The following is a 13,702-nucleotide window of genomic DNA, read 5'->3' on the forward strand; positions in this document are numbered from 1 at the left end:
CTTATTCCGGTCGATTATAAAGATATTATCAATTTCACTTTTATATCAGAGAGGCGCAGGCTATTGCCATACTCAGGAGGTGGTTAATGGCTGAATTTAGCATAATAAAACCGACGATCCCGCCCTGCCGGGTGGTGGCGGGTCTGGCACTAACGGCAGCGCTGGCAGGCTGCGCCGCCTGGCTTACCACGCTGCCGTGGTTGTCTCACATCGGTCTGGGCGCGCTGACGCTGGCGATCGTTGGCGGCATTATTGCAGGCAATACTTTTTACCCGCGTATCGCCAGCCACTGCGACAGCGGCGTGCTGCTGGCAAAACAGCGCCTGCTGCGCCTCGGCATTATTCTTTTTGGTTTTCGCATCACCGTTCAGCAGATAGCCAACGTCGGCCTGCGCGGCGTGATTATCGATACGCTGATTATCGGCACAACGTTCCTGTTTACCTGCCTGGCTGGCATCCGGCTGCTGAAGATGGATCGCGAAACGGTGTGGCTGATTGGTGCCGGCAGCAGCATCTGCGGTGCGGCGGCGGTGCTGGCGACGGAACCCGTGGTCAAAGCTGACGCCTCGAAAGTGGCGGTGGCGGTGGCAACCGTGGTGCTGTTTGGTACTGCCGGCATCCTGCTTTATCCCGTGCTGTTTGCACTGCTGCCCGCTGTCAGCGCCGCGCAGCTTGGCATCTTTACCGGCTCCACGCTGCATGAGGTGGCACAGGTGGTGGCGGCCGGGCACGCCATAGGCGCTGAAGCAGAGAATATGGCGGTGATCACCAAGATGCTGCGCGTCATGATGCTGGCCCCTTTCCTGCTGCTGCTGGGTAGCTGGCTCCGTCAGCGCGGTCCGCGCACGGCAACGTCTGCGCGCAGCTTTCCGTGGTTTGCACTGCTGTTTATCGCGGTCGCGCTGGTTAATTCACTGCAGCTGCTGCCAGCCGGAGTGGTTAGCGCGCTGAACCAGCTGGCTAACCTGCTGCTGGCGATGGCGATGGCAGCGCTGGGTCTGACCACGCGTTTCTCCGCGCTGAAACAGGCGGGCGTGAAGCCGCTGCTGCTGGGGCTGATGATGTTCTGCTGGCTCATCGTCGGCGGCGGCGGCCTGAATTTGCTGGTGCAACATTTCATGGCATAGCCGCTTCCGCTATCATGTGCGCCTTGTTTTAGTTAACGTCCATACAGGAGAGCGGCATGAAATATATCGGTGCACACGTCAGCGCATCCGGCGGCGTGGATCAGGCAGTGATCCGCGCCCATGAGCTGGAGGCCACCGCCTTTGCGCTCTTTACAAAAAATCAGCGTCAGTGGAAAGCTGCACCGCTCTCTGCGCAGACCATTGACGCGTTCAAAAGCGCCTGCGCACGGTATAACTACTCTTCCGCGCAAATCCTGCCGCACGACAGCTTTCTGATTAACCTGGGTCATCCGGAGGCTGAAGCGCTGGAGAAATCACGCGCCGCTTTTCTGGATGAGATGCAGCGTGCTGACCAGCTTGGCCTGACGCTGCTGAACTTCCATCCCGGCAGCCATCTGCAGAAGCTTGATGAAGAGACATGCCTGAAGCGCATCGCCGAATCGATTAATATCACGCTGGATAAAACGCAGAATGTCGTCGCGGTGATTGAAAATACCGCCGGCCAGGGCAGTAATCTCGGCTATCGCTTTGAACATCTTGCAACCATTATTGAGCACGTGGAGGATAAATCGCGCGTGGGGGTCTGTCTTGATACCTGTCACACCTTCGCCGGCGGATACGATCTGCGCACCGAAGCTGACTGCGTCGCAACCTTTGCCGAATTTGAGCGCGTGGTGGGCTTTAACTATCTGCGCGGTATGCATCTGAACGATGCCAAAAGCGCACTTGGCAGCCGCGTCGATCGCCATCACAGTCTGGGTGAAGGCAACATCGGCAAAACCGTGTTCAGCTGGCTGATGAAAGATGCGCGCTTCGATAACATCCCGCTGATCCTGGAAACCATTAATCCCGATATCTGGAAAGATGAGATCGCCTGGCTTAAAGCTGAGCAGCACGCCGGATAGCCGACAATAAAAAAGGGAGCCGCAGCTCCCTTTTTTTATATCCGCAGGTTACGCGGCTTTCGCCAGCTCCTCTTCCGGACGCTTCAGTACGGCATAACCGAGACCGGCAATCGCGGTACCGATGATAATCGCCAGCAGATAGCCCAGCACCGGCGTAATCGCACCCGGGATCAGCAGCACAAACAGACCGCCGTGAGGTGCCATCAGCTTCGCGCCAATCGCCATTGAGATGGCGCCGGTCACGGCTCCGCCAATGATACAGCACGGCAGCACGCGCATCGGATCGCGCGCCGCAAACGGAATGGCCCCTTCAGAGATAAAGCAGAGACCCAGCACCAGCGCCGCTTTGCCGCCCTCCTGCTGTCCTTTATTGAACTTGCGGCGTGCAACCAGCGTCGCCAAACCCATCGCCAGCGGTGGCACCATGCCCGCGGCCATAATCGCGGCCATTGGCGCATAGGTTTGTGAACTCAGCAGCCCGACGCCAAACGCGTAGGCCACTTTGTTGACCGGGCCGCCCATATCGGTACACATCATACCGCCGAGAATGGCGCCCAGCAGCACGGCGTTCGCGGTGCCCATGTTTGCCAGCCAGCTGGTCAGGCCGCTCATGATACCGGCAACCGGTTTACCCACCACGTAGATCATCAGCAGGCCGGTGATCAGGCTCGCGACCAGCGGAATAATGAGAATGGGCTTCAGCGCTTCCATACTCTGCGGCAGCTTCACTTTGCTGCTCAGGAACTTCGCCGCATAACCGGCGATAAAGCCGGCGATAATACCGCCCAGGAAACCGGCATTGATGCTGGTGGCGATCATGCCGCCAATCAGACCGGGCGTCAGGCCGGGACGATCGGCGATGGAGAACGCAATAAAGCCTGCCAGTACCGGTACCATCAGCGCAAATGCGCTGCCGCCGCCGATCTGCATCAGCGCCGCTGCCAGCGTGCCCGGCTCTTTAAACGCGGTGATCCCGAACGCAAACGACAGCGCAATGCTCAGGCCGCCTGCAACCACCATCGGCAGCATGTAAGAGACACCGGTCAGCAGGTGACGATAGGCGCCCGCTTTCTCTTTGCTGTCGCCCTGTGCGCTGGCGCTCTGGCTGCCGGAGGGCTGATAAACTTTCGCTTCCGCCTGTGCTTTATCCAGCTCCTGCGCCGTTTTCTTCAGCGCCAGGCCGGTAGAGGTGCGGTACATCGGCTTGCCGGCAAATTTCGCCAGGTCCACATCGATATCCGCTGCCACGATCACCAGATCGGCGGCGGCCACCTCTTCCGGAGTAATCGGGTTGCCCGCGCCAACGGAACCGCGGGTTTCTACTTTTACCCACCAGCCGCGTTTTTTCGCTTCCGCGTCAATCGCTTCTGCCGCCATAAAGGTATGTGCGACGCCGGTCGGACAGGCGGTCACAGCGACGATGCGCTTTTGTGCATTGGCCGTAACCGGTGCTGTCGCAGCGCCGGCTGCCGGTGCGGTTGCGGGCTGCCAGCGCTGCGCGTTTGCCTGCGCCTGTGCTATCGCCGCCTGCGGATCGCGCAGCGCCTGCTGTACATCAACGCGCGCTACGGATTTGCCCGTCAGCTGCGCATCTTCCGGAATATTATCGCCGGCAACCAGGATCAGTTCGGCTTCAGCGGCAGTGCTGACCAGCTCCAGTCCGGCCTGTGCTGCTGCAGCACGCAGACGTTCGATAGCCAGATGTGCGGAGGCCAGTCCCAGTGAAGAATCTTTTATCAGCAGCGTTTTCATTATCATCGCTCTCCTGCTGTTAGTTAACGGGTTGTAAGTCGACGCGCGCCATCATCGCGGCCAACCGGGTACGATCGGCTACGCCGACGTTGCTCTGGCTGACAGCCATTGCCGCCACAGCGGTAGCCAGTCGCAGCGTATGTTCGCTGGATTCACGCATCAGCAGGCCATAAATCAGGCCGCCAACCATGGAGTCACCGGCACCAACCGTGCTGACAACCTCACAGACCGGCGGTTTTGCCAGCCATTCGCCAGATGCGTTGACCCAGAGTGCACCTTCTGCGCCGAGCGAGATCACCACGTGGGCAATGCCCTGTTCGCGCAGCTCATGCGCCGCGCTAATCACATCCTGCAGTTCAGGCAGCTTGCGGTTAGCCCAGATTTCCAGCTCGCGCCGGTTTGGTTTAACCAGCCACGGGGCGGCTTTCAGACCCGCAACCAGCGCATCACGGCTACTGTCAAAAATGATGCACGGACAGAGCGTACGCAGATCGCTCATCCAGCGGGTAAACGCCTCTGGCGTTACGCCGCCCGGCAGGCTGCCGCTGACGCAGACCATATCGAACTGGCCGAGCCAGGTCAGTGAGTCTGCGGTAAAACGCTCCCAGTCCTGCGCGGTTACTTCAAAGCCGGAGAAGTTGAGGTCGGTCACCTCGCCATCTTTCTCCGTAAGCTTTACGTTGATGCGGGTACGTCCCTGCACGACCTGAAAGCGGTTAGCTATTCCCAGCTCGCTAAACAGCTGCTGGAAGCCATCCTGATTTTCCCGGCCGAGAAAGCCGCCAACGGTGACGTCGATGCCGAGATCTTTAAGCACTTTGGCAACGTTGATCCCTTTGCCTGCCGCATGCAGGCCGGTGGTTTTGACCAGATTGACTTCACCGCGCTCTATCTCCGGCGTAAAGCCTACCAGGTCATACGCCGGATTCAGCGTAATGGTGGCGACACGACGGCTCATGCTGCCCCCTCGCCCAGACCGGAATTAATGGCCTCTTCGATAGCCTGCATCGCCTGCGGCGCATCGTCACCGCTGGCGGTAAAGCGCAGGCGATGGCCTTTCTTCACGCCCAGCGCCACCACTTTCATCAGGCTGCGGCCGTTAGCGGGCTTACCGCTGCCGTCAAGGTTGGTAACCGTGACATCACTGTTAAACTGCTTGATAACGCTGACCAGCGCCGTTCCCGGACGCGCATGCAGGCCATGCTCATTGCGAATGGTAAATTCTGCGGTCAGCACTTCAGCGGCTTCATCCACCTCGCTGGTGAGCAGCGCCAGTACACCGGCTGCATCCGCTTTCAGCAGACGTTCAGCTTTATTGTTCTGCAGCAGGTTGCTCAGGTAGCCCAGCACCTCCAGCGGACGCTCATCCACTGCGGCAACCGTCAGCAGCAGCGCCACGCGCTCGCCCTGCCGGTCAAACGGCACCGCCGGGCGGCTTACCGCGACTGCGCTGCCCAGGTTGCCCTGCGCGCTGTCGTTCAGCCAGATCCCCTGCCCCAGACTCAGCGGCGTGCGGGAGATAACGTCGGTGATAAATGCGGCGTCAACCGCACCCGCCGCCTGCAGACGACCGGCATTCAGCGCCTGCAGCGTGATCAGATCGCTCGCCGCCACATCTACCGCAATCAGCGAGGTATCAAAGGTAAATTCAGCTCCCTGCTTCTCACCCATCAGCAGCGCGCGCAGATCGTCAGCAGAGGCCGTTTTTAGCTGCTCTGCCACGCTGTCATCGCTTAATACATGCGTCAGCTGACGCAGCAGCGCCAGATGCTCATCTGATTTAGCGGCGATGCCGATAGCCACATAGGCAATCTGCCCTTCGCCCCACTCTACGCCCTGGGGAAACTGAAAAACCTGTACGCCGGTTTTCAGTACCAGGTCGCGGGTGTCGGTGGTGCCGTGTGGAATAGCAATGCCGTTGCCGAGAAAGGTGCTGGTCTGCTGTTCGCGAGCCAGCATGCCGCTGACATAGCCTTCAGCAACGTTGCCTGCTGCAGTCAGCGCGGCGGCAACCTGACGAATAGCGTCTTCTTTTGTCTGTGCCGTGGCGCCAGTATGGATGGCCTGAACTTCGAGCTGGAACATATCTCTCCTCGCTTGCTGAATTGAATCGTTTCAGCTTAATGGCGAAAAAACACGCTGCATCACAGCCACTTAGCCGCAACTACAACGCTGAAACGTTTCAGGGAATATGGTACAGGCGGACCTTTGAGGCAAGAAAATGCGTAAACCAAAGAACAGATCTTTGATGCTACGCACACTTCATCGGGAAATTAAGATTTTTCGCACGTCGCCGCTGATGGGTTTGCTGAAAGTGAAGACGGCGGCCAGGGAAGATTTTCAGCACGCTTACAGCTGTTCAGGGTGCCGTTTCTGCCTCAAGCTGCAGCAGATAAATCATCGCATCTTCCCGGTTGCGACCACACATTTCCGGTCCAGGCTGCAGGCCCGCACAGACCGCCGGACGCAGCGGCGAACCAAATAGCTGGCAGCGCTGCTGCGCGTCAAGCTGAACGCAGGGCGTATTGGCGGGCTTGCCATGAGGCATACCCGGAATAGGCGAAGAGATTGAGGGCGCGGTGCAGCAGGCACCGCACCGATCGCGGCATAACATGAGGCGCTCCGGCAGAGATTTCGCGGCGACAATAGCAGTCCCGCCCTCTGAAAGCTATGCGCAGATAACAATTTTACCGGGCCTTACTTGCCTGTTTCCGATCGCGCGCGTAACGTGACGCGCACCTCTCTTTTCTGAGTAAATAACATCATGCCTAAGGCAAACGAAATCAAAAAAGGAATGGCCGTGACCTGGAACGGCAAGCTGTTGCTGGTGAAGGATATTGATGTGCAGAGTCCCAGCGCACGTGGGGCGGCCACGCTCTATAAAATGCGGTTTACCGATGTGCGTACCGGCCTCAAGGTCGAAGAGCGGTTTAAAGGCGACGATATTATCGATGCCATTCAGCTCAGCCGTCGCCCGGTGACCTTCTCTTATATCGACGGCGACGAATATGTCTTTATGGATGATGAAGATTACACGCCCTACAACTTTAAGCAGGAGCAGATTGCCGAAGAGCTGCTGTTTATCCCGGAGGGCGGTATTCCCGGTATGCAGGTGCTGACGATGGAGGGCCAGGTTCTGGCGCTGGAGCTGCCGCAGACGGTGGATATGGTGATTGCTGATACCACGCCCGGCATCAAAGGCGCATCTGCCAGCGCGCGCACGAAACCCGCGGTGATGAGCACCGGCCTCTCAGTGCAGGTGCCTGAATACCTCAGCAACGGCGACCGTATCCGCATTCATGTAGCTGAACGGCGCTATATGAGTCGCGCCGACTGATCGCTGCGTTGTCCGCGCCCGACAGGTTGTTATACTATAACAACATCAGGCGCGGCCCGCGTTACCGGCCGCGCGATCAGTTCACTGCCTGCCAGATAGCAGCAGGCTACAGGGAGAAATTATGACGCGCGTCAACCTCATAACCGGCTTTCTCGGCAGCGGCAAAACCACCACGCTGCTGCATCTGCTTGCGCATAAACCGGCCGATGAAAAATGGGCCATTCTGGTCAATGAGTTTGGCGAAGTCGGTATAGACGGCGCCCTGCTGGCCAACCGCGGCGCTGAGCTAAAAGAGATCCCCGGCGGCTGCATGTGCTGCGTAAACGGTCTGCCGCTGCAGGTTGGGCTCAATATGCTGCTGAAACAGGCCAGACCCGATCGTCTGATTATCGAACCCACCGGCCTTGGCCACCCCAAACAGTTACTTAATATGCTGCGCGCCGCCGTCTATCAGCCGTGGATAACGGTAGATGCGACACTGACCCTGCTCGATCCGCGCCAGCTTGCCGATACGCGCGTGACCGCAAATGAAAATTTTCGCGACCAGCTCACTGCCGCTGACATTATTGTCGCCAGCAAAAGCGATCGCTGGCAGCCGGAAGATCGCCAGCGCCTGGCGGAGTGGCAGCGGGACAATCTGGGCGATCGCCTGCTGACAGAGACAGCCTGGGGGAAAATCGACCCGGCGCTGCTAACGCACCCCGCACGAAACGATCGTCCGGTTCCGGACGCACTCCACCACGCTCACAGTACCCGCCCGCAGGGACTGGCGGCGCTGAAACTGGAGGGTCAGGCGCGCTGGCGGCGTGCGTTGAATGAAGGTCAGGGCTATGCTTCATGTGGCTGGATTTTCGATGAAGAGACGCAGTTTGATACCATTCCGCTGCTGGAATGGGCGCGACGTGCGCCGGTCGACCGGGTAAAAGGCGTGCTGCGTACGCCAGATGGGCTGGTGAACGTTAATCGCCAGGGGGACGATCTGTTTATTGAAACCCGTCCGGTCGCGCCTCCCGATAGCCGTATTGAACTGATCCATCATCAGCCAGCCGACTGGAATGCTCTGCAGACCTCGCTGTTGAAGATTCGTTTAAATTAATTGCGATAGGTTTGCCCGTTATTTCACTTTTTGGGTGTTACTTTTTATGCGCGCAACACGTCTTGTCACCATCCTGCTGCTTAACGCGCTGGGTATGATGCTATTTCTCTCATGGTATCTGCCGGCCAATCACGGTTTCTGGTTCACTATCGATAAAGGGATCTTTTTCAGCTTTAACGATCTGATGGTCGATCACCACGCGTTTGCCGTTTTGGTGGCGATAACCAACTATCGCGGTTTTGACGCGGTTTCACTGCTGGCGATGGGGCTGCTCTACCTCGCCTTCTGGCGACGTGAAACACCTGAAGGCCGTCGTCGTATGCTGGCTATCGGGATCACTATGCTGCTGACGGCAGTTTTACTTAACCAGCTGGGACATCTGCTGCCGGTGAAACACGCCAGCCCGACGCTGTTTTTTGATAACGTCCATCGCGTCAGTGAACTCACCGGTATTCCGGCGAAGGATGCCTCGCGCGACAGTTTCCCCGGCGACCACGGCATGATGCTGATTATTTTTGCCTGTTTTATGTGGCGCTATTTCGGCTTCCGGGCATTTTTAACCGGCGTGCTGATTGTGGTGCTGTTTGCCCTGCCGCGCATAATGGCCGGCGCCCACTGGTTTACCGATATTGCCGTGGGTTCGCTGTCGGTAATATTCGTTGGACTGAGCTGGTGGTTATTAACGCCGGCCAGCGACAAACTGGTGGCGTGGCTATATCGCACGCTGCCTGGCAAATATAAGCCACGCGGGTAATTGTTTAGCGCAGGTAACTGGAGAGCGAAAAGTGACCCGCCTGCGCTTATTGAATGTTTAAAAAAATTATTAGCAACCTAACAGTTTGCCATCAAAAGAAAACATGATGGCAAACAAGCCTTAACATTTTCTCTTGTTATCCCCTGTCCAGTCAGAACCCGCTGAAAATCAGCGCTAACGCCGGAATTACCTGCTTAAGCCGCCGCTTATTTGCGCATTAATTACGCCCGACTGGTGATAAAGTAGCCGTTCAGTGAATGTTTTAATTTACATCAAAAAAACCTATAGAAATTTATATAAAACCACTCGCCACGGGGTCTGTAATCAGTTAACCTCAAGCTCGATTAACCTGGTGCAGCATAAAATGTGGTGGCAAACTGAGCGAAAAATGTGTGCATTAACACATTTTAGTAATTAAGGATTTGTCTTAGACCGCTGTACTTATTAATCTCAACCCGTTTTGTCATCTGGCTGGCGACATTCTGTCGTAAGGACATCGAAGGAACACACGTATAATGGTCAAGTCTCAACCAATTCTGAGATACCTCAGGCGGATCATTCCCGCGGTAGCATTAGCCACACTTTTATCAGCATGTAGCAGCAGCCATAACGGCCAGAATGCGAAAAACGAGAATCATGAAGTTAACAACCACAATGGTTTTTTACTTCAGGCGTCTCAGGACGAATTTGAACAAATGGTGCAGAACGTGGACATCAAGTCCCGCATCATGGAACAGTACAGCGACTGGAAAGGTGTCCGCTATCGCTTAGGCGGTGACACCAAACGTGGCATCGACTGTTCTGCTTTTGTTCAGCGCACCTTTCGCGACCAGTTTGGTCTGGAGCTGCCCCGCTCTACCTATGAGCAGCAGGATACGGGCAAAGGCATTTCGCGCGGTAAACTGCGTCCGGGTGATTTAGTGCTGTTCCGCGCCGGCTCAACCGGGCGACACGTCGGCATCTATCTGGGCAATGATAATTTTGTTCACGCCTCTACCAGCAGCGGCGTCATGATTTCAAATCTCAACGACAGCTACTGGAAAACGCGCTACCGCGAAGCACGACGGGTTCTGGCTAAAAATCCAAGCTGATCCCTCTCTCCGATGATTCTCTCAGCCAGAGAAAACAGAAACGCTGCCCCGGCAGCGTTTTTTTATTGCGGATATATGCTCCGCTGAAATCCGGTTGGTAATCAGAAATATAACAAGACTTTCCAGGCATCCTCGTTATATTCTCACTCCCTCTCCGGTGCAGCCTCAGACGGTTTACTCACATGGCAATATCAGGAACATTGACACCATGCCACTGTCGCGGACGCTGAAACCGCACGCTACGCACATGCGCCGCCTGTTCTGGAAGAGTGCGCTGGCAGGCATGGTTTCATTTACTCTTTTTATCAGCATATTGCTTACGCTGACCTGGCATAAACGCCAGCAGCAGCATGAATTGCTGCTGCAGCACAGCGCGGACGACCTGCAGCAGATGCTCGCGACGCTGACCGACACGCTGCGTCCGCTGCAGCAGTATACGCTGCTGGATTGCAACAGCATCAGCCGTGAGCTCACCTCGCGTGCCGCCTTTACAGACAATATCCGCGCAATTCTGCTGGTGCGGAACGGCCTCGCCTGGTGCTCATCGGCCACTGGCGCTTTCAGGCTGCCTGCCAGTGAGATTTCACCCGCCACCGATCTGGAAAGCGATCGCGATATACGGCTGCTGCCGGGTACCCCGCTGCTGCCGTCGCGCCCGGCGCTGGTGCTGTGGATCAAATATCCCGGTAGCGCAGAGAGCGGCATTCTGACAACGGTTAACCTCTCCCTTGCGCCCTATCAGCTGCTCGCCTCTTATCACCCTGAAATCACCGGCATGGCGCTGGTTATTGGCAACAATGCGCTGAAGAGCGACGTCAGCCACGCTATCCCGCGCCGCGATCTGCCAGCTGGCCTGACCGCCCTTACGCTGCCGCGCAGTGATATCCGCTTTGTTCTGTACGGCAGCACGCTGGCAACGCGCGACTATCAAATGACGCTGCTGACCGGCATCCTGTTTGCGCTGATGATCGGCTGTCTGACCGGCGTGCTGCTTAACCGCCACCAGCGCCCGGCGCGCGAGATCATGCTGGCTATCCGGCGCGGGCAGTTCTATGTTGAATATCAGCCGTTGATCATGGCACATAACGGTGAACCCTACGGCGTGGAAGCGCTGCTGCGCTGGGAGCATCCTATAGAGGGCACGATCCCGCCCGATGTGTTCATCAGCTATGCCGAAGCGCAGAACCTGATTATTCCGCTCACCCGGCATCTGTTTTGCCTGGTCGCGCGCGATGCGCATAGCCTGAGCCAGCAGCTGCCGCGCGGTACGCGTCTGAGCCTGAACCTCTCTCCGCTGCATCTTGCCGCCGACAGCTTTCGTCACGACGTTCAGACGTGGATTGCCGCAATGCCAGCTGACCACTTCAGCTATGTGTTTGAGATCACCGAGCGCACCATGGTGAAAGAAGCCAATGCCGGAGAGGTGTTTGCCTGGCTGCGCGCTAACCAGTTCAGCATTGCCATCGATGATTTCGGCACCGGCCACAGCGCGCTGATCTATCTGGAAAAGTATCCGTTTGATTATCTGAAGATAGATCGGGGATTTGTTCAGAGCATCGGCACCGAGACGCTGACCTCACCGGTTCTGGACGCCGTGCTGCTGCTGGCCAGAAAACTCAATCTCAAAACGGTGGCTGAGGGCGTGGAGACGCGCGAACAGGCCAGCTGGCTGGTCAGCCGCGGCGTAACGCATTTGCAGGGCTACCTGTTCAGCCGGCCGCTGCGGCCGGAAAAGTTGATCAGCTACTATCAAAACTTTCCGCGTTTCGGGTAAGGTGGCTTCACACGCTTACCGGCTGAACTGAAGCACAGACTATTCGGGAGAGTCTCTCACTTATGCTGCGTCTGATAACTCTGCTGCTCTGCGGCGTACTGATGCCGCTGCGCGCCGAGCCGGTACGTGAAGGCTATGCGTTTGCAAAGCTGGGGGTGCCGCGCTACGCGGTCAACTTTACCCACTACGCTTATGCCAATCCCGCTGCCCCGAAAGGCGGCAGCATGACGCTGGCGGTGGTCGGTACGTTTGATAACTTTAACCGCTTTGCTTCACGCGGAAATCCGGCCGCCGGCACGGAAACCCTCTACGATTCACTGTTTACCACCTCAGATGATGAGCCCGCCAGCTACTATCCGCTGATTGCTGAACGGGCACGCTATCCTCAGGATTTCCGCTGGATGGAGGTTACCCTCAATCCACACGCCCGCTTTCATGATGGCACGCCCGTCACCGCCCGCGATGTGGCATTTACTTTTCAGAAGCTGATGCGCGAAGGCGTTCCGCAGTTTCGCGTCGCGTTCCGCGGCACGGAAGTCACCGCGCTCAATCGCCTTACGGTGCGCATTACGCCACCGCGGCCGGATAAAGATCGTATCCTGAGCTGGCTGACGCTGCCCGTGCTGCCGGAAACGTTCTGGCAGAGCCGCAAATTCAATGAGCCGCTTGGCTACCCGCCGCTCTCCAGCGGACCCTACCGCATCTCTGCCTATAAGGCGGGCCAGTTTGTGCAGTACAGTCGGGTAAAGGATTACTGGGCCGCCGATCTGCCGGTCAATCGCGGACGCTTTAACCTGGATACGCTGCGCTATGACTACTATCTCGATGACAACGTCGCTTTTGAAGCTTTCAGGGCGGGCGCTTACGATTTGCGCGAAGAGCTGTCGGGAAAAAAGTGGGCGACGCAGTATAAGGGCGGGCCATTTGCAGAACAGACCATCGTAAAACTGACCACGCCTCAGGACGCCGCTACGGATACCCGCTGGCTCGCCTTTAATAATCAAAAAACGCTGTTTGCCGACCGCCGGGTGCGCGCGGCGTTAACGCTGGCCTTTGATTTTGAGTGGATGAATAAGGCGCTGTTTTACCACGCGTGGCGCCGCCCCGGCAGCTACTTTCAGAACACAGAATATGCGGCGGCCGGCTATCCCGACGCGGCACAGCTGCAGCTGCTGGCGCCGTGGAAAGCGCAGCTGCCGCCTGCCCTCTTCAGTGAAATCTATACGCCACCGCGCTCGGATGGCAGCGGCTATAACCGGGCTAATTTGCTGCGGGCGATGCAGCTGCTGGAAGAAGCGGGCTGGGAGATCCGCAACCGGAAGCTGGTCAATCGCCAGAGCGGTGAACCGTTCCGGTTTGAGATCCTGCTGCGCAGCGGCGCGCAGAATGAGTGGGCGCTGCCCTGGCAGCAGAGTCTGGCCCGACTGGGCATTACGGCCACCCTGCGCCAGGTCGACAACTCACAGTTTCTGCGCCGGCTGCGCGAAGGCGACTACGATATGATTCAGACGCTCTACCCGGCTGCGCCGTGGCCTGCTGCCAGCCTGCGCGTGAACTGGCAGTCAGAGTATATCGACTCATCGTGGAACAGCGCGCGCGTTAAGGATCCCGTGGTCGATCACTTTATCAAAGAGATTGTGGCGCATCAGGGCGATGAGCAGGCGCTGCTGCCGCTGGGTCAGGCGCTGGATCGCATTCTGCTCTGGCAGGCGTATATGATACCGATGTGGTTTAGCGCTGAGCAGCGCCTGGCCTACTGGAACAAATATGCTTACCCTGCCGTCCGGCCCGCTTTCGCAACCGGGCTGGAAAACTGGTGGTACGATGTCAACAAAGCCGGGCGGCTGCCGGCTGATCGACGTTAAG

12 protein-coding genes are annotated in these 13,702 nt (G+C 57.6%); 8 read left to right on the forward strand and 4 right to left on the reverse strand.

All coding sequences use genetic code 11. The annotated features are described in order from the left end of the window. The first annotated feature begins 86 nt into the window (after positions 1-86). Positions 87-1,127, forward strand: coding sequence for a YeiH family putative sulfate export transporter (locus F3I15_RS03010; protein WP_150016495.1), 1,041 nt, complete (start codon positions 87-89; stop codon positions 1,125-1,127). A gap of 56 nt (positions 1,128-1,183) precedes the next feature. Next, on the forward strand, positions 1,184-2,032 hold the full coding sequence (gene nfo, locus F3I15_RS03015; RefSeq protein WP_150016496.1) for a deoxyribonuclease IV: 849 nt from the start codon (positions 1,184-1,186) through the stop codon (positions 2,030-2,032). A gap of 48 nt (positions 2,033-2,080) precedes the next feature. On the opposite strand, the gene fruA is transcribed toward nfo, so the two are convergent. The 4 genes from fruA to F3I15_RS03035 all read right to left on the reverse strand — a co-directional run bounded on the left by fruA (position 2,081) and on the right by F3I15_RS03035 (position 6,398). Next, positions 2,081-3,784, reverse strand: a complete 1,704-nt coding sequence (gene fruA / locus F3I15_RS03020) for a PTS fructose transporter subunit IIBC (RefSeq protein ID WP_150016497.1) — start codon at positions 3,782-3,784, stop codon at positions 2,081-2,083. A 19-nt stretch (positions 3,785-3,803) separates the two neighbouring features. Then, a complete protein-coding gene (gene fruK / locus F3I15_RS03025) occupies positions 3,804-4,742 on the reverse strand; it encodes a 1-phosphofructokinase (protein ID WP_150016498.1) in 939 nt (312 codons plus the stop codon). After that, positions 4,739-5,869, reverse strand: coding sequence for a fused PTS fructose transporter subunit IIA/HPr protein (gene fruB, locus F3I15_RS03030; protein WP_150016499.1), 1,131 nt, complete (start codon positions 5,867-5,869; stop codon positions 4,739-4,741). The genes fruK and fruB overlap by 4 nt, the downstream gene beginning before the upstream one ends. Before the next feature lie 274 nt (positions 5,870-6,143). Next, entirely contained in the window at positions 6,144-6,398 is a 255-nt protein-coding gene (locus F3I15_RS03035) for a YkgJ family cysteine cluster protein (protein WP_150016500.1), read from the reverse strand. Between the two features lie 150 nt (positions 6,399-6,548). Here F3I15_RS03035 and yeiP point away from each other — a divergent pair, with 150 nt between their 5' ends. From yeiP to F3I15_RS03065, 6 genes are all read left to right on the forward strand, one after another. Next, complete coding sequence (gene yeiP / locus F3I15_RS03040; protein ID WP_065648868.1) at positions 6,549-7,121, forward strand: elongation factor P-like protein YeiP; 573 nt, start codon at positions 6,549-6,551, stop codon at positions 7,119-7,121. A 121-nt stretch (positions 7,122-7,242) separates the two neighbouring features. Continuing rightward, positions 7,243-8,217 (forward strand): GTP-binding protein, encoded by a 975-nt coding sequence (locus F3I15_RS03045; RefSeq protein ID WP_150016501.1) that lies wholly within the window; start codon positions 7,243-7,245, stop codon positions 8,215-8,217. A 46-nt stretch (positions 8,218-8,263) separates the two neighbouring features. Continuing rightward, on the forward strand, positions 8,264-8,971 hold the full coding sequence (locus F3I15_RS03050) for a phosphatase PAP2 family protein (protein ID WP_150016502.1): 708 nt from the start codon (positions 8,264-8,266) through the stop codon (positions 8,969-8,971). Between the two features lie 515 nt (positions 8,972-9,486). Then, positions 9,487-10,062, forward strand: coding sequence for a bifunctional murein DD-endopeptidase/murein LD-carboxypeptidase (gene mepS, locus F3I15_RS03055; RefSeq protein WP_150016503.1), 576 nt, complete (start codon positions 9,487-9,489; stop codon positions 10,060-10,062). Between the two features lie 208 nt (positions 10,063-10,270). Next, positions 10,271-11,836 (forward strand): cyclic di-GMP phosphodiesterase, encoded by a 1,566-nt coding sequence (locus F3I15_RS03060; RefSeq protein ID WP_150016504.1) that lies wholly within the window; start codon positions 10,271-10,273, stop codon positions 11,834-11,836. A 62-nt stretch (positions 11,837-11,898) separates the two neighbouring features. Next, a complete protein-coding gene (locus tag F3I15_RS03065; protein ID WP_150016505.1) occupies positions 11,899-13,701 on the forward strand; it encodes an extracellular solute-binding protein in 1,803 nt (600 codons plus the stop codon). Position 13,702 lies beyond the last annotated feature (1 nt).

The sequence above is a fragment of the Pantoea sp. M_9 genome, assembly GCF_008631385.1.
Taxonomy (GTDB): Bacteria; Pseudomonadota; Gammaproteobacteria; order Enterobacterales; family Enterobacteriaceae; genus Pantoea; species Pantoea eucrina.